The 17,057-nt window shown below is 36.9% G+C and carries 14 protein-coding genes; all 14 read left to right on the forward strand.

The genetic code is table 11. From position 1 onward, the window contains the following. Positions 1 to 127: 127 nt before the first annotated feature. The 14 genes from PARC_RS07465 to PARC_RS07530 all read left to right on the forward strand — a co-directional run bounded on the left by PARC_RS07465 (position 128) and on the right by PARC_RS07530 (position 16,672). Complete coding sequence (locus tag PARC_RS07465) at positions 128 to 1,690, forward strand: sodium/sugar symporter (RefSeq protein ID WP_010552577.1); 1,563 nt, start codon at positions 128 to 130, stop codon at positions 1,688 to 1,690. Between the two features lie 115 nt (positions 1,691 to 1,805). Then, positions 1,806 to 2,687, forward strand: coding sequence for a helix-turn-helix domain-containing protein (locus PARC_RS07470; RefSeq protein ID WP_010552578.1), 882 nt, complete (start codon positions 1,806 to 1,808; stop codon positions 2,685 to 2,687). 131 nt (positions 2,688 to 2,818) lie between these two features. Beyond that, entirely contained in the window at positions 2,819 to 4,786 is a 1,968-nt protein-coding gene (locus PARC_RS07475) for a glycoside hydrolase family 97 protein (protein ID WP_010552579.1), read from the forward strand. Continuing rightward, on the forward strand, positions 4,787 to 6,229 hold the full coding sequence (locus PARC_RS07480; RefSeq protein WP_010552580.1) for a Na+/H+ antiporter NhaC family protein: 1,443 nt from the start codon (positions 4,787 to 4,789) through the stop codon (positions 6,227 to 6,229). It abuts the gene before it with no gap. Next, positions 6,222 to 7,409 carry a trans-sulfuration enzyme family protein gene (locus PARC_RS07485; protein WP_010552581.1) on the forward strand — a complete coding sequence of 396 codons (1,188 nt, stop codon included), beginning with the start codon at positions 6,222 to 6,224 and terminating at the stop codon, positions 7,407 to 7,409. Before PARC_RS07480 ends, PARC_RS07485 begins: the two co-directional genes overlap by 8 nt. A 549-nt stretch (positions 7,410 to 7,958) precedes the next feature. Beyond that, on the forward strand, positions 7,959 to 8,594 hold the full coding sequence (locus tag PARC_RS07490) for a hypothetical protein (RefSeq protein WP_010552582.1): 636 nt from the start codon (positions 7,959 to 7,961) through the stop codon (positions 8,592 to 8,594). Positions 8,595 to 8,706: 112 nt separating this feature from the next. Continuing rightward, positions 8,707 to 9,657, forward strand: coding sequence for a sugar porter family MFS transporter (locus tag PARC_RS07495; RefSeq protein ID WP_272948022.1), 951 nt, complete (start codon positions 8,707 to 8,709; stop codon positions 9,655 to 9,657). A 186-nt stretch (positions 9,658 to 9,843) separates the two neighbouring features. Continuing rightward, positions 9,844 to 10,272 (forward strand): DUF7832 domain-containing protein, encoded by a 429-nt coding sequence (locus tag PARC_RS07500; RefSeq protein ID WP_007585140.1) that lies wholly within the window; start codon positions 9,844 to 9,846, stop codon positions 10,270 to 10,272. Between the two features lie 77 nt (positions 10,273 to 10,349). Continuing rightward, complete coding sequence (locus tag PARC_RS07505) at positions 10,350 to 10,661, forward strand: DUF6984 family protein (protein ID WP_444547559.1); 312 nt, start codon at positions 10,350 to 10,352, stop codon at positions 10,659 to 10,661. Positions 10,662 to 11,045: 384 nt separating this feature from the next. Further along, entirely contained in the window at positions 11,046 to 12,194 is a 1,149-nt protein-coding gene (locus tag PARC_RS07510) for a N(5)-(carboxyethyl)ornithine synthase (RefSeq protein WP_024590357.1), read from the forward strand. A gap of 170 nt (positions 12,195 to 12,364) precedes the next feature. Then, the gene (gene nhaA / locus PARC_RS07515; protein ID WP_010552586.1) at positions 12,365 to 13,729 is read left to right on the forward strand and encodes a Na+/H+ antiporter NhaA; all 1,365 of its coding nucleotides are present in this window, start codon (positions 12,365 to 12,367) and stop codon (positions 13,727 to 13,729) included. Between the two features lie 510 nt (positions 13,730 to 14,239). Beyond that, positions 14,240 to 15,181 carry an FtsH protease activity modulator HflK gene (hflK, locus tag PARC_RS07520; protein ID WP_002962612.1) on the forward strand — a complete coding sequence of 314 codons (942 nt, stop codon included), beginning with the start codon at positions 14,240 to 14,242 and terminating at the stop codon, positions 15,179 to 15,181. Further along, entirely contained in the window at positions 15,178 to 16,161 is a 984-nt protein-coding gene (hflC, locus tag PARC_RS07525) for a protease modulator HflC (protein WP_010552588.1), read from the forward strand. Before hflK ends, hflC begins: the two co-directional genes overlap by 4 nt. A gap of 52 nt (positions 16,162 to 16,213) precedes the next feature. Beyond that, a complete protein-coding gene (locus tag PARC_RS07530) occupies positions 16,214 to 16,672 on the forward strand; it encodes a hypothetical protein (RefSeq protein WP_010552589.1) in 459 nt (152 codons plus the stop codon). Positions 16,673 to 17,057 lie beyond the last annotated feature (385 nt).

Genomic DNA, 17,057 nt, shown 5'->3' on the forward strand with positions numbered 1-17,057 from the left:
AAAATAGCTTTTATACATTAAAAATTGAACCGTAATACTGTTACACATAGTATTCAGAATAAGAATAAATATGTGCTCAGGTATATTTATATATCAAGCTTAATACAATAAAATCTAAAGGCTTAATATGAAACTAGAAACACTCGATATTAGTATTTTTGTCATATATATAGTAGGGCTATTAGCCGTTGCTTTATGGATATCTAGAGATGAAAAGTCTCATGAAAAAAATACAGAAGATTACTTTTTAGCTGGAAAAAGTTTGCCGTGGTGGGCTATAGGTGCCTCGCTAATTGCTTCAAATATTTCAGCAGAGCAAATTATTGGGATGTCTGGTTCAGGATATGCGATAGGGCTCGCGATTGCTTCTTACGAATGGATGGCAGCTATCACGTTAGTTATTGTTGGAAAGTATATGTTACCTATTTTTTTAAAAAATAAAATATATACGATGCCTCAGTACTTAGAGAAAAGATTTGATAATAAGGTTAAAACTACATTAGCTCTTTTTTGGTTAGCTGTTTATATTTTTGTTAATTTAACGGCAGTTTTATGGCTTGGTGGGCTTGCAATAGAAACCGTAGCAGGTGTCGATTGGTTTTACGGCATGGTATTTTTAATTCTATTTTCGATGGCTTACTCCCTGTACGGTGGCCTTAAAGCGGTAGCCTATACGGATATAATTCAAGTTGTTTTACTTGTTTTTGGCGGACTATTTTTAACCTATTTAGCTCTTGATACAGTGTCAGGTGGGTTAGGGGTATTTGAAGGCGCTAAAATTTTAACGAGAGAATTACCAGAACATTTTGATATGATTCTGAGCTCTGACAATGAACATTATCTAAGCCTGCCAGGTATTTCTGTTTTAGTCGGTGGTTTATGGGTAATGAACCTCAGTTACTGGGGGTTCAACCAATATATAATTCAAAGAGCCTTAGCCGCAAAAAATGTAAAAGAAGCTCAAAAAGGTATTGTGTTTGCTGCATACATTAAATTACTCATGCCAATAATAGTGGTTCTCCCTGGTATAGCCGCAGTATTAATATATCCCGATTTAGATATTTCCGATCATGCTTACCCATCTATGATGTCACTAATGCCAATTGGTATTAAAGGATTGGTTTTTGCAGCATTGGTAGCAGCTATCGTTTCTTCACTTGCATCAATGACAAACAGTATTTCAACTATCTTTACAATGGATATTTACAGTAAGTTGGTGCCCAATAAGACACAGACACATTATGTGAAAATTGGCCGAATTGCTGTCTGTGCATCGTTATTCATTGCGCTTGTTGTTGCAGAACCTTTTTTAGGCAACTTTGACCAAGCCTTTCAATATGTACAAGAGTTCACGGGCTTTTTTACTCCCGGAATAGTGGTCATATTTTTATTGGGAATGTTCTGGTCAAAAGCAACCTCTACAGGCGCATTTTCTGCTGCAATTGGCTCTGCCATTTTTTCAATATTGTTTAAAATATATATGCCTCATATTGCATTTATGGACCGCGTAAGTATTGTTTTCATCTTATGTTTAATTGTGTGTATTGTCGTATCGCTTCTTAATCAAGAGGTTCAGGAAAATAACACAGTGAAATTAGATGAGGTCAGCTTTAGCACGGAAACTAGTTTCAACGTAGCATCATTAGGTGTGATTATTTGTCTTGTTGCGTTTTATGTAACCTGGTGGTAACCAACTTGTTTATATTGTCATAACGATGAAATATTGGTACATATATCATCGTTATCAATATGTCCCCCTTTTTTACTTATTAAAAAAGAGGACAAAATAAAGTAGGTGCAATTGAATGCTAAACTGGATAAATAGGATTATACCAAGGGATTCAGGGCCATTAGAGGTCCAAGGTGAGGATTCTAAATTTGGTTTCCAAAAACATACCCCTAAAATAATGGAGCAAAGTCACTGGCATGGGCACATCGAAATAAATTTTCTGTTTAACTGCTCTGCAGAGTACCTTATAAATGGTCATTATATAGATGTGCCCGAAGGAAAAATGTTAATTTTTTGGGCTGCAATACCTCATCAAATGACTAATTTCACAGGTGATGGGTACATGATTAATATCTACATTCCTCTTCAAGCTTTTCTGTCTTGGAAACTACCACATGATTTTATTGAATTATTATTAATAGGAGAAGTTGTTTTATCAGACAGCTTATACCCAAATGATGAATTAATTACACAAATGTGGGGAGACGATTTAATCAAAAATACGCCATCGTTAACCATGCAGGTGATTAGTGAAATCAGAACTCGTATTTCCCGTATGGCATTAGAAAAATATAAAACGTACGGGTTTGTAGAAAGGGTAGTTAAAGAAAAAGGGCAAGCGGCTATAAGGGGAATAAACCATGTCCAAGCCATGCTCGCTTATATAGCGGAGCACTATGATGAGAAAATTAACATCGAGGATGTGGCTGGTGCGACAGGTTTACACAAAAATTATGCAATGAAGTTATTTAGTAGAGTGATGAAGGTGAGTATTAAGCACTATGTCAATCAGCTCAGGCTTCAACATGCACAGGCCCTTTTGGTTGATACACAAGAACCAGTTATTAATATTGCAAATAAAGCAGGGTTTGGCTCGGTAAGCCGATTTTACGATATGTTTCAAAAAGAATTACACATGTCACCTTTAGAGTTTAGAAAAACAATGCTTAAGCATTGAGTTATTTTTTAGGAGGGTTTTATGTTAATTGTGTAAGCTATTTAATGTTATGCGTGCTCTAATTTAATTTACAAACATTGCTTTATAAATCAAAAAATAAATGTAATTACTATTAAATAAGAGAGTAAGTGATGAAAAAATTATTTCTTTTAGTCTTTTTAACTGCGATCACAAGTTGCAAAGCAAATGCGCTGAATAAGACCATTACTTCACCCAATGGTGAAATAGAACTCACAGTTAACACTGATGGAATTGATCTAAAATACTCTGTAAAAGCGTCTGGTGAAATTATTCTTAAAGACGCTAAGGCAAATATAGCATTTGAAAAAGATGGATTATTATTACGTAACGATAAATTCAAAAATAGTACTACACAACATGTAGACGAAGTCGTTAGACCCCATATAAAACAAAAATCTGCAACCATTCATGATAATTATAATCAGTTAAACTTAGCGTATGAAACTGGTATCACTGTTCAATTTCGCGTATTTGATAATGGGGTTTCTTATCGGTTTATTAGTGACAAAAAAGGTGAATTTAAAGTTGTTAATGAAATTGCAGAGTTTAAATTTACGAAAGATTTACTTACCTATTATCCTCAAGAAAAAAGTTTTTACTCTCATAATGAAAGAACATATTTAAAGAAAAATCTATCAGAATTAGGTGATGACAACTTGGGAAGTTTGCCCCTATTAGTTGAAGGCTCTAAGTTCAAAGTAGTCATTACAGAAACGGGTTTGCGAAATTACCCTGGGTTATGGGTCACAGGTAATAGTAAAACTTCATTGATGGGTACTCACCCAAAAAGAGTGCTATCTTCGAGCTTGAAAGATGGCTCAGACAGAAACGAAAATATTATTAAAAGAGCAAAAGATATTGCGTTAATAACTTCAAATGAAAGTGAGTTTAAATTTCCTTGGAGAGTGATAGCGATAAGTAAAGATGATAAAGAACTGTTAAACAACCAATTGAGCTACTTATTAGCACAAGAAAGTGAAATTGATCCAACATGGGTAAAACCTGGAAAAGTTGCATGGGATTGGTGGAATGCAAATAATCTATATGGGGTAGACTTTAAAGCGGGCGTAAATACTGAAACGTATAAATATTATATAGATTTTGCTGCACAATATGGTCTTGAATATATAATTTTAGATGAAGGTTGGTATACATTAGGCAATGCTTTAGAAATTGTAGATGATATTGATGTACAAGAAATTGTTTCATATGGTGAGTCTAAGAATGTAGGCGTGATCCTCTGGGTTGTATGGGAAACTCTTGGTAAAGATATGGATAATATCCTTAAACAGTACCAAAAGTGGGGTGTTAAGGGCATCAAAGTAGACTTTATGCAAAGAGATGATCAAGACATGGTTAACTATTATTGGAAGGTAGCTAAAGCAGCGGCAGATACAAAGCTACTTGTTAACTTTCATGGCTCATATAAGCCAGCTGGATTACGAAGAGCGTATCCAAATGTTATTACTCGAGAAGGTGTTCGCGGTTTAGAGCACAATAAATGGGGTGACTACATTACGTCGGAGCATAACTTAACATTGCCCTTTATACGTATGCTCGCCGGTCCTATGGATTATACTCCAGGTGCGATGGTTAATACTCAACCTGAAAACTTTCACATATCATTTAATAGACCGATGAGTAAAACAACAAGAGCCCACCAAGTAGCACTTTATGTTGTGTTTGAAAGCCCACTTCAAATGCTTGCTGATAGCCCATCTAACTACAGGAAAGAACACGAGAGCACTCGTTTTATAAGTTCGATACCATCAGTTTGGGATGAAACCGTTGTTCTGTCGGCTAAGTTAACTGATCATATCGTTATGGCAAGACGTTCAGGCTCTGACTGGTTTGTGGCTGTATTAGGCAATAGTGAAGGGCGAGAGTATGAAATAGACTTTGGGTTTTTAGATGATGGTCAATATAAAATGGAGCTTTTCAAGGACGGTATTAATGCCGATAATTATGCAAGTGACTATGCAACTTCAACATTAGCGATTGACTCAAAACTTAAGCACAAAGTTCAGCTGGCACCAAATGGTGGCTGGGTTGCTAAGCTGCATAAAGTAGCAAACTAGATGACGCAGTATAAAAACTTATTCGCTTCTTTATTCTCGGTATTTGTTCTATTAGGAATGGTAATTTATGGCTTGATAGTAAGGCCATTTTTATTAGAGCAAACAGCGCTGCCTTTAGAAGTTGTATTTCTTTTATCGTCCATAATTGTGGTCACACAAGCCTTATACCTTGGGTTTACGTGGAATGAAATAATCACAACAGTAGTCGAAAGAATATCCAAGGCTCTTCCAATAGTTATGCTCTTATTCGCTATAGGAATACTTATTGGAACGTGGGTTTTGTCTGGGACAATTCCTTATTTAGTCTATTTGAGCCTTGAACTCGTCTCTCCCGAGCACATATATCTTATCGCTTTTATAGCATCCGCAGCATTTTCATTATGTTGCGGGTCTTCTTGGGGGACCATCGCGACAATTGGCTTAGTGTTTATTACTACCGGTAAAATTTTGAACGTAGATTTGGGGATATTGACAGGCGCGATAGTTGGGGGGGCGTATTTTGGGGATAAGCTGTCTCCATTATCTGACACAACGAATGTGGCTGCCATTTCTGTAAACGTGGATGTGCAAGCCCATATTAAAGCAATGCTTATAACCACACTACCTGCTGCTATAGTATCTTGTATTTTATTTTTTATATTAGGTTATTTATATCCAGCAGATATGGGTGTTTCAAACTTATATGCTTTAGATGAATTAAAAGAAATCTTGCCAAATATATTTAGTTTTAACTATTTATTATTTTTACCCCCTTTGATTATCTTGGTTGGCTCAATTAAAAAAAAGGAGCCTTTACCGACTCTAATCGTTTCATCCTTATTGGCATCTTTACTCGCTATTTTTTATCAAAATAGCTCGTTTGATGATGTTGTTAATACAATTCATAGAGGCTTTTCAATAGATATGTTGGCTGCTGCTCCTACAACCCAACAAGTTTTTCTTGGTAACTTATTGAATAGAGGTGGAATATATTCATTAATAGAGCCGATTGTTATAATTCTAATTGTTTTTATTTATGTAGGTACCATCAGTAAGTTAAATGCGATACCCACTTTGATAAATGAAATCATTCCAAAAATTAAAAACCCAAGCAAGCTGGTATCCATTACATTAATTTCCTCTGGGTTAACAAATGCGCTCACTTCTAGTCAGTACGCAAATAGCTTTATCGTAGGGGAAGCTTTTTCAAGAAAGTATGATGAATTAAATATACCTAGAACTGTTTTGTCTCGATCTTTAGAGGACACAGGAACCATGATTGAAAGCCTAATCCCGTGGAGCACAACATCAGTATTTATTTTTACCTCCCTTGGAGTTGGGGTATTGGAGTATTGGAATTGGCAGTTTTTATCAATTATAAATATTTTTTTAGCATTCACTTTTGCTTATTTGGGTATTGGATATGCAAAAAGTAGATCTGATTTGGAGATAGATAATGAATAAAGAGCACAACTTTGTTACCGATTTAATTCACGATAGTAATAAAGAAGGAGAGGCTTACGGTGCGGTTGTTCCTCCTATCTATCAAAACTCTTTATTTACATTCAGCTCTTGGGCTGCTTTGGAGCAAGCATTTCAGGATAAAGTAAATAGTCATATTTATACTCGAGGAAACAATCCAACTGTCACCTTTGTAGAAAAGAAAATAGCTAAGCTAGCGAAAGGCGAAAAATCAAAGCTGTTTGCCTCAGGAATGGCTGCAGTTTCATCAGGTATTTTGCACTTTATGAATAATGGCGATCACATGATCACCTTAAAAAATATCTACGGTCCTGCACATAGCTTACTTAATAATTTTATGCTTCCTAAGATGGGAGTTGAAGTAACTTATGTATCTGGAAATGATATTGAAGAAATTAAAAACAGCATCCAACCTAATACCAAGTTAATTTATTTAGAAAGCCCCACATCAGTTACGTTTATAATTCAAGATATTGAAAAAATAGTAGAAATTGCTAAAAAAAATAATATAGCAACCGTAATTGATAATTCGTGGGCCACGCCAATATTCCAAAAAACATTACCTATGGGCATTGATTTAGAGGTGCACTCGTGTTCAAAATACTTAGGTGGGCACAGTGACATTATTGCCGGTGCTTTAATAGGCAGTACAGATGTTATAAATTCCATAGCTGGGTGTGAGTATGAACTTTTGGGAGCTAAACTATCACCCCATGAGGCAAGTTTATTACTGCGTAGTCTACGTACTCTAGATATAAGAATGGCTAAACACCAAAGTAATGCATTGTTTATAGCAGAGTTTTTAGAAAAACATGAAAAGATAAAAAATATTACCTATCCGGGGCTTAAAAGTTTTAACCAACACGAGCTTGCTTGTAAACAAATGAGTGGCTTTAGTGGGTTAATAAGCTTTCAATTAAATACTAATGATTTAACTCAAATTATTAAATTTTTTGATTCTTTAAAACTATTTCAAAAAGGGGTCAGTTGGGGTGGGCATGAAAGTCTTATTTATGCACCTGCAATTAGCTGTATAAGAGAGTTAACTGAAGAGCAAATTAATATGATGGGCATTACTCTAGGTGATATGAGAATATCAATTGGGTTAGAAGATAAACACGATTTATTAGATGACTTAATTCAGGCTTTAGATCTTATTTAAAGTAGGCGAAGGCTTTTAATACTAAAAACATGAATGCCTTACTGTAATAAACACTGATATAGCGACTCCAATAACACAATTATAATCCTGTTATTGGAGTATTGAGTTCACTCTATTTAACCTGAACTCGGGTTAAGGTTTTTTATAACTAATTGAATTATAGTTATATTTTAATTTAATTTAATTTGTTTTCTCTTCTCTAGCCAAAGACTTTAATGAAAACAAGGCGAATTTACGCGTCAATAGCTGGCCTGTTGCAAGTAAAGTCAACGCAGTTAGCGCCGAAAATAACTGCTTGAGATAGGTTTATTATCCGTAGCTCAGGTTATTTAGAGGGAATAACATGATGAAGCGAATAACAAAGTATTAATCAAGGATACCAACGAATATTTGCAGTCTATTTTTAATTCCCTTTATGTAAACTTTGTCAGTTATCTGTTGTTAGCTGGTATGATGTCACTGGTTTTTTGCGGCTCAATGTTATTAACTGATGGCGTATGGACGTAATCAGCTAAGCAGCTGTCATAACATTATCTAAGGTGATTAATTTTGATTTCTTACAATAAAAACAGACTATTATTAACATTATGTGCAGGATTTATTGTATCAGGATGTACTGAGAAAAAGGTCAATAGCGAAGCCGTGTCAGCCAAGGTCGATAGCACGCCTACACAACTCATCGGCACTCATGAACAACCAAAGCAAGAGTTGCTTCAGGCTCTTTTGTTCTTTGAAGATAGCTGTGGCTTTGTAGACGGTGCAAAAAATAATGGCTTTGACGTTAGTCCTAGTAAAAAAGAGTTTGAGACGTTCAAATCTTCTTTTATTGGTCATGATTCTAATGCCGCATTTGAAGACCAATACTATCTAAAACCATTGTCTAATATACCTAAACCGTACCGTAAAGCCATTGATAATATTCAGGTTGAGCAGGATGAAGAAGGAAGTATGCGTTATAGTATGTACTTCAAAAATGCGACCTACCGCGACCATGACCTCGACAAGCTTGTGATTTTCTTTAAGCCTGAAACTGATTATGCTTACGATACGTTGTATTTTAAAAATAAGAACTTTGTCGATTTAAAGCCTTCATTCAAACAAGTCTATGTAGATTGGTTGGGTGGTTATAGCGGCGCTGTTTTTAACTTAGAAAATAACTCAGTGACCTGTGATTACAGCCGTTAGAGGGGTGTTGATTTTTACGGCATTAAAGAGCAACACTAATATAAAGTATAATTGAATTCACCAAAAACTTTACGCGTACCCTCATGCCAAGATTAATGTTGATAGACGGGACATGGAATGTCTTATCAAAAATAAAAATAGGCACACAATTTTTCCCGCACGATACAGAGGCGCTCTCTACACTTCAACAACATGGCGTTGGATGTTTTGGGTTGAGTTATTACCTGCTTGTTTATTTTTAATCGCTTTATTTTTTATCCCTGAAAGCCCTCGATACTTAATTATGGCTGGTAAAAAAGACGCTGCTGCACGTGTTTTATCGTCATTATATGGTGCTGAAACTGCCGCTCTTAAATTAAATGAAATAGTACAGTCGCTTGCTGACGATAAACACCAACCTAAATTATCTGATCTTATTGATAAACCTAAAAAACGTTTGCGCCCCATTGTTTGGATAGGAATTGGCTTAGCTACATTTCAGCAATTAGTAGGCATTAATGTTGTTTTTTACTACGGCGCGGTACTTTGGCAAGCAGCCGGTTTTACTGAGTCTGACGCGTTACTTATTAATATAATAAGCGGCTTTGTAAGTATTTTAGCGGTGTTTATTACCATGTATTTTATAGACAAAATTGGCAGGAAACCTTTTTTGTTAACCGGCTCAATTGGTATGACGGTGACACTTTCGGTTATTGTTTATGCCTTTTTAAATGCAGATATTGGCTCAACAGGCAACTTAGAATTAGGAGAGCAGGGCATAGTTGCTTTAATAGCCGCTAACGCTTACGTGTTCTTTTTTAACCTATCGTGGGGCCCTGTAATGTGGGTTATGTTAGGTGAAATGTTCCCTAACCAAATTCGCGGCTCTGGCCTTGCAGTTACCGGCTTTGCCCAGTGGATAGCTAACTTTTTAATTACTTGGTCGTTCCCTGTTATGCTCACAGGCATTGGTTTAGCTGGGGCTTATGGTTTTTACGCATTTTGCGCGTTTGTTTCAGTCATATTTGTATTTAAGTTTTTACACGAAACCAAAGGCAAAGAGCTTGAACAAATGAAAGGGTAAATATTATCCCTTTAATAAGCGCCACAACTAAAGCAATAGTTTTGTCTCAAGATAACAAGCTGTGGTTTTTAGCTGTTTACAAAGGTAATTATTAGTGAAATTATTAGGGATGTAATATACGCCGTTTAAGTGTGTTATCCCCCCCAAATGGGGCTGAGTAAGTTGTTATCCCTCAAGGAAACTGTAATGAAATATGATGATGCATCTTGGCACTACGGCGGCGACTTTCCAAAGGGTTTGCCCTGTGAAAAAGGTGCAACGCACATGGCGATGTTTGTTTCGTGGTGTTTATTGAATAATCTTGCAGGCTCAATTCATGCCGAAGAGTTTCCAGAATCTCTTACTCAGCTAAAAACCAGAAAGGTATCTCCAACGACATGGTTCATTGACAATTGCGACGAAAAATTTACTGATGAAGACCTTAACGTTATTGGTAATAGGTTTGCTGAATATTACTATGAATCCAAAGACGGTATGTTTTATGAAGATTACGAGTCGACCTCTGACGAGGATCTAGAAACTTTGTACCATTTCGAGGACAGTTGGAGTGCTTTCGATAAATTATCACCGATTTTGAAAAAAAGATTTGACGAGTGGTCAGCAACTGAAGGATAAAAAAATTAAGGTGGATTTGCCACAAAGTGCTTTCAAACCGCTTATTGTAAATGTTAGGTATATCTTTTATGCGGAATTTGAACTCAACTGAAATTGAAATAATGACTAAGTTGTTGAAAATAGATATCTCTCTATTACTTGTCAATCCAATTAATGATGGTGGAATGGGGAGCTTAGCTATCGGTGATAACTATGAGAATCGTCAACTTGGTCAAGAGGTAGCTGAATATATATTCAAGGACCTTGATGGTACTCCTGTATCTGCATCGTTAAATATAGATAAGCAAGGCAATTTATACGAATTGGATATTTGGAAAGTAGATTTTTCTCGAACGCAAATGTACACATACAAGAGAATAAGGTTCCCACCGTCCATTTATCACACATAGCCGGAGTTGATATAAAAGCCAAACGTTCAGCTAGCCCAATACAAAGCTCATTAAATCTGTTCTACAAAGTAAATCATTAAGTTAAAACCTCAGTAATTAGCGAGTACTCCCTTTATTTCAGTTTGAGATACCCAAGTTAGTAATACTTATTTCTGATATACTCAGCCAGCACTTTTACTCAAAAGGTAATAGTCTTCAGCTTGCAACTCAATGCAAGTTAACTCACTGCTCTTCATTATTTATTGTCAAAATTACACCTTTGTAAAATACAGTTGGTTCATCCGAGCCAAAAACGTACAGAAAAAACACCGCCTAAGTTTATTGGCGAAGTATGATGATTCGTTGATGAACTCAAGCGTACTTACTTTATAAACAGGACTTAGCATGAGTGAATTAACTATCGGCGTTATCGGAACATCCCGCAAGACAGATGAAAGACGGTATCCTATTCACCCAGAGCACTTATTACGAATTCCCGAAAGTCTTAGAAAACAAATGGTGTTTGAACAAGGCTATGGCACCGCTTTTAATGTTAGCGATGAATATATTGCAACGTTAACGGGTGGCATTGCATCTCGCAGCGAAATACTTACCCATATTGGCACTGCTATTATTGCAAAGCCTGTACTTGCTGACTTAGAAGAAATGCGCGAAGGAGGCACTATTTGGGGCTATGCCCACTGCGTTCAACAGCATGAAATAACACAAGCGGCGATAGAACGTAAACTTACCTTAATTGCTTTTGAAGATATGTATGTGTGGTCACCACAAGGAAATGCAGGGCGCCATACTTTTTATAAAAACAATGAAATGGCAGGGTATTGCGCTGTAATACATGCTTTGCAACTTAAGGGTATTGATGGTCATTATGGCGATCAACGTAAAACGATTATATTTAGTTTTGGTGCAGTGAGTAGAGGCGCAATTTACGCTCTTAAAGCGCATGGTTTTAGAGATATTACAATTTGTATTCAGCGTCCTGATCACGAAGTGCGTGAAGAAATATTAGATTGTCATTATGTTAAGGTACGAGAAGGTCTTGAAGGAGAGGCTCGCATGATGGTTGTTGAGCATGATGGGACTAATCGACCTCTTGGCGATCTAATTAGCGAAGCCGATATTATCGTTAACGGGACTTATCAAGAAACAGCTCATCCGGTTAACTTTGTAATTGAAACAGAGGCCGACTGCTTAAAACCAAACAGCTTAATTATTGATGTTAGCTGTGATGAGGGGATGGGATTCTTTTTTGCAAAGCCGACAACGTTTAAAAACCCTTTATTTCGATATAACAACACGGATTATTATGGCGTTGATCATACACCGAGTTATTTATGGGAAAGCGCGACGCGTTCAATCTCTGCGGCGCTCATTGTATATTTACAAACGATACTTAAAGGTGCTTTGCAGTGGCAAAAAGATGAAACCATTCGCCGTGCAATAAACATTGAGCAAGGAATAATTAAAAATACGGCTATTTTGGCATTCCAAAACCGCGAAAATATTTACCCTTATAACGTAATAACACAATGATTATATCTATCTCTAATCTAATTTTACGTAAGATTAATTAGGGGTGTGCACTTCGTCTTAATGCTAGTAATTTTAAGGCGAAGTGTTTGTTGACTGATAGTAAAACTGGAGAACTTAAATCTTAAAAGTTTTTATAAAACGAACACCCACAATTTATAAGGCTACCTGATATGCCTAACGATTCTAAAAATATACTAAATCGTGGCTTAGACTATATGCACGACCCATTTTCTAATTTTATGCGTGCTCAAACCACCTCTAGTCTGTTTCTTCTGGTATCTACAATCATTGCACTATGGTGGGCAAATTCAGCTTATTCAGCTACCTATCTAAACTTAGTGCACACGCCTATTGGGATCTCATTAGGAAACTTTGAGCTAAAAACCTCGCTTAAACACATTATTAATGATGGTTTGATGGTGATATTTTTCTTATTGCTTGGGCTTGAAATAAAAAGAGAGGTACTTGCTGGGGATTTAGCTGAGCCCAAAAATAGACACATGCTCATTTTTTGCGCCATAGGCGGAATGGTCGTGCCGGCTGGTATTTATTCGCTGTTTAACTGGGGGCAAGATTCACTGATTGGTTGGGGTATACCCATGGCAACCGATACTGCGTTTGCATTAGGTGTGCTTACAATTGTAAGAAAACATATACCAACAAGCTTGTTGGCCTTTATTGTAGGTCTTGCGATTGTTGACGATGTGGGGGCAATACTCGTTATTGCCGTGTTTTATACCCAAGAAATATCGGTGATGTATTTGTCATGCGCCGTTGTTCTATTTACTTTTTTAGTAGCCGCCAATTATGCCGGAATAAGGCAGCCGCTTTTTTACATTATCATTGGTCTTGCCACCTGGTGGATGATGTTACAGTCAGGTGTTCATCCTACTGTAGCAGGTGTTGCTATTGCTTTAACGGCTCCTGCACGCTCAATGTTGGGCTCAGGGAGGTCGCTTGAAAAGGCAAAAACAACCATTACCTCTATGCAAAAAGAAATAGAGAAAGTAGATGTTCTGGCTAGCAGGCAGGATCATAAACAGGTACTCGAAATTCGTGATTTAGCCGAAAATGCAGGTACACCTTTGCGTCGTTGGGAAGATGTGCTGCACCTGCCTGTCGCACTATTTATTTTACCGCTGTTTGCTTTAGTTAATGCGGGTGTGGTTTTTAACTTTAGTTCATTTATTGAAAGTCTCAGTGATCCCGTTGGCTTAGGTATTATTAGTGGTCTTGTTGTTGGTAAGTTTATTGGTATTTCGGGTGCGTGTTGGCTTGCTTTACGCTACAAAATAGGTTGCTTGCCTGAGGGTATCAATCTTCAGCATGTTATCGGTGCTTCACTTATCGCCGGGATTGGATTCACCATGTCTACCTTTATTGCTACGTTGGGGTTTGATGGGCAAGCCGAGCATCTTCATAACGCAAAAACATCGGTTTTAGTGGCTTCGGTTCTTTCTGCAATACTTGGGGTTTTATATATTCGAGTGGTTGCCTCAAAAAAGAGCAATAAATCAATTAATTCAACGCCATAATAGGGCGTGAAGGGGCTAATGGGTATTCAATAATGTGTACTCATTAGTTGTACTTAACCCTTTATTTATCAATTAAACCTATTGTTTAAAACACGCTATGTGGCGTACCGAACAGACCAATTAAAATAAATACGCTAACGTCTTACTAAGGTTTTTTGGCTTTAAATTAATCTATAAGTGCATGAATTTAAATCTTAAAACTATTCCTTAAAGCATTACCCCTAAATTATTACCCTTAAATTATACAGAGGAAGTTATCACCTAGATTGCGCAGCACGCTAGCGCTTTAGGCTAGGGCTTATGACAATCTAAAGTAGTAATAAGGCTCCATATTTTTGGTTTCTTAAAAAGGAGAATATTATTTCTACACAAAACGAAAATAGTCCAAATTCTAAAAGTAAAAGCGGTCCGCCAGATATCGATAAAGTGATGAGCGGTGCGTTTAAAAAGTATAAGAAGTTGCTGAGTGGAAAATTTAGCACAAGTTTAACCATAGTACTGTTTTTGGGATTGATTGCTACAGGCTATAGCGCAGTCTATACCGTTCCCAGTGATTCAGTTGCTTTGGTATTAAGGTTTGGTAAGTTTCAAGAAATTCTACCTGCGGGCTTACATGTAAAAATCCCATTAGGTGTTGATCACGTCACAATAGTGCCTACTAAGCGGCAATTAAAGCAGGAGTTTGGTTTTTCTACTCCTGGAGCCTCCGACCCAGATCAAAATATTAATCCTGAAAATAATATTCGCTCATTTGCGCCAAAAATTTCACCTGCAACAAATCAACGCGAAGAAACCCAAATGGTAACTGGCGATTTAAACACTGCGCTGATTGAATGGGTAATTCAATATCGGATAGCCGATCCCCAAAAGTACTTATTTGAGGTGCGCGACCCGGCAGGCACTTTACGATATGTGTCTGAATCAGTTATGCGTGAAGTTGTAGGCGATAGAACTGTAGATGAAGTAATTACCATTGGCAGGCAAGGGATTGAAATTGAGGCATTACAAAAAATGCAGGCATTGGCAACCAAATATGTAATGGGGATTAGTATTGATCAGGTTCAACTAAAAAACATTAATCCACCGGTACCAGTACAAGGGTCGTTCAATGAAGTTAATCAGGCTCAACAAGAAAAAGAAAAGTTGATTAACGAAGCGCGTCGCGAATATAACCGCGTTATTCCGCTTGCTGAGGGGGAGCGCGACCAACGAATAAGAGAAGCTGACGGTTATCGCCTTAAGCGAGTTAATGAAGCTGAAGGCGACGCTCTGCGTTTTAATGCGCTGTTTGCACAGTACCAACTGGCACCTGAGGTAACACGCAGACGAATATATATAGAAACAATGACAGATGTTATGCCCACGATAAAAAATAAAATTATTATCGATAGCGAAGCACGCGGTGTATTACCTTTACTCAATTTAACTTCACTAAAAGGACAGCAGCCATGAAATCTTATTTAATCGTTGGCAGCAGTATTTTAGCTGCACTTGTAGGGGTTACTTTGTATAGCGCTTTATATACGGTTAACGAAGTAGAGCAGGTCGTTATTACTCAGTTTGGTAAACCGGTTGGAGAGCCAATTAGAGAGGCGGGTATTCAACTCAAAATGCCTTTTGTTCAGCAAGTTAATTTTATTGATAAGCGCGTGCTGGAATGGGAAGGAACACCTTCTGATATGCCGACCAAAGATAAGCTTTATATTTCTGTAAGTCTTTATGCGCGGTGGCAGGTTACCGATCCGTTGCAGTATTTTTTACGCTTAGGTGATGAGCGAAGCGCACAATCTAGGCTCGATGATATTTTTGGTAGTGAAACGCGTAATGCAGTAGCGACACACGAATTAATCGAAATTATTCGTACAACAAAAGATCGCCAACCTTTGCGTGACTCGTCACTCACCGAGGCTGAAAAAGAGCAGAATATTGGTAGTTTAGTGCCTATAAGCATGGGACGTTTAGTTGTCGAGCAAGATATATTTAATGAGGCGGCAAAAAAAGTAAAAGTATTTGGTATTGAGCTTATGGATATTCGCTTTAAACGTATTAATTATAATGAAAGTGTACGCCCTAAAATCTATGAACGTATGATCAGCGAACGTCGTCAAATAGCAGAACGCTTTTTGTCAGAAGGAAAAGGCGAAGCTGCCCGTATACAAGGTAACAGAGAGCGAGACTTAGATAAAATTCAATCTGAAGCCTACCGAGCAGTAACAGAAATTAGAGGTAAAGCTGATGCTAAAGCAGCCGCTATTTACGCCTCAGCCTATAACAAAAATGATCAAGCAGTCGCATTTTATGCATTTACCCGTTCGTTGCAGGCGCTTGAACTTGCCCTTAGCCAAAACACAACATTGGTATTATCGACCGACAGTGAGCTATTTCAGTATTTACAACACACTCAGGTGAGTGAGCCTAATCCTAAAAATTAGCATGCTTCATATTAAAATATTGTATAGATATCATCAAACTTAGGAGCAATAAATGCAAATTGAAACAATTAGAGATGTACTCAATTGGACCGTTTTATTTCACAAAAACTTAAAAGATAGCCTAAACAAGAGCTCTAAACAAAATAAGGATGAGGGAGCACGAATGATGCTTCGCTACCTATCTGAGCATGAGGAGAGTTTAGAGAATATTGTACAAGGATTTGAAAATACGGCAGACGTAAAAGCGCTAAACACCTGGTGTTTTGATTACATCGAAAAGCACTCAATTATTGAGCGCGTTGATTGCAACTCACTCTTTGAAGAGCTAGATATCTCAGACATTATGGAGAAAATAGTAAACCATCATGAACAAGTTATTGAGTTATACATTCATATATATTCTCGTGTAGATATCGAAAGCGCAAAAACGTTGCTTGATACAATAAAAGATATTGAAGAAAATGAGATAAAAAGAATTGTGCAATCGGCTAACCGTTTTTCAGATATGTAATAGACTGATTGAACTGGCAATATTAGTGTATTACTAAGGTGTCAGTTCAATAAAATGTATGTGATATCAATTTATATCAAGGATTTTTTCTTTTAATCGAGTTAAGTAAAATGATTCGGTGTGCTCAACATATCCGGACAGTCAATCCTAGTTACTAAGTTATACCAATTTGCTTATACGGGGTCTATTTAACAACGTTATAGAGTGATTTAATTTGTTTTAATTGTTCAAATATTTATGCAGGTTGGTATTAAAATGAGAAGCAGATGATATGGCATGACTATGAATCTACTTACTTTTCATTAGATTATTCCCTCAATTTAATATCTAGCTATAAAGGCTGTATCCTTTTATTTAATATAATACAAAATAATTAAATTTGACT

This window comes from Pseudoalteromonas arctica A 37-1-2, assembly GCF_000238395.3.
Classification (GTDB): domain Bacteria; phylum Pseudomonadota; class Gammaproteobacteria; order Enterobacterales; family Alteromonadaceae; genus Pseudoalteromonas; species Pseudoalteromonas arctica.

Coding starts and splice junctions, on each gene's coding strand:
- PARC_RS07465 (WP_010552577.1), top strand. CDS start 128: ATGAAACTAGAAACACTCGATATTAGTATTTTTGTCATATATATAGTA.
- PARC_RS07470 (WP_010552578.1), top strand. CDS start 1,806: ATGCTAAACTGGATAAATAGGATTATACCAAGGGATTCAGGGCCATTA.
- PARC_RS07475 (WP_010552579.1), top strand. CDS start 2,819: ATGAAAAAATTATTTCTTTTAGTCTTTTTAACTGCGATCACAAGTTGC.
- PARC_RS07480 (WP_010552580.1), top strand. CDS start 4,787: ATGACGCAGTATAAAAACTTATTCGCTTCTTTATTCTCGGTATTTGTT.
- PARC_RS07485 (WP_010552581.1), top strand. CDS start 6,222: ATGAATAAAGAGCACAACTTTGTTACCGATTTAATTCACGATAGTAAT.
- PARC_RS07495 (WP_272948022.1), top strand. CDS start 8,707: ATGGAATGTCTTATCAAAAATAAAAATAGGCACACAATTTTTCCCGCA.
- PARC_RS07500 (WP_007585140.1), top strand. CDS start 9,844: ATGAAATATGATGATGCATCTTGGCACTACGGCGGCGACTTTCCAAAG.
- PARC_RS07510 (WP_024590357.1), top strand. CDS start 11,046: ATGAGTGAATTAACTATCGGCGTTATCGGAACATCCCGCAAGACAGAT.
- nhaA (WP_010552586.1), top strand. CDS start 12,365: ATGCCTAACGATTCTAAAAATATACTAAATCGTGGCTTAGACTATATG.
- hflC (WP_010552588.1), top strand. CDS start 15,178: ATGAAATCTTATTTAATCGTTGGCAGCAGTATTTTAGCTGCACTTGTA.
- PARC_RS07530 (WP_010552589.1), top strand. CDS start 16,214: ATGCAAATTGAAACAATTAGAGATGTACTCAATTGGACCGTTTTATTT.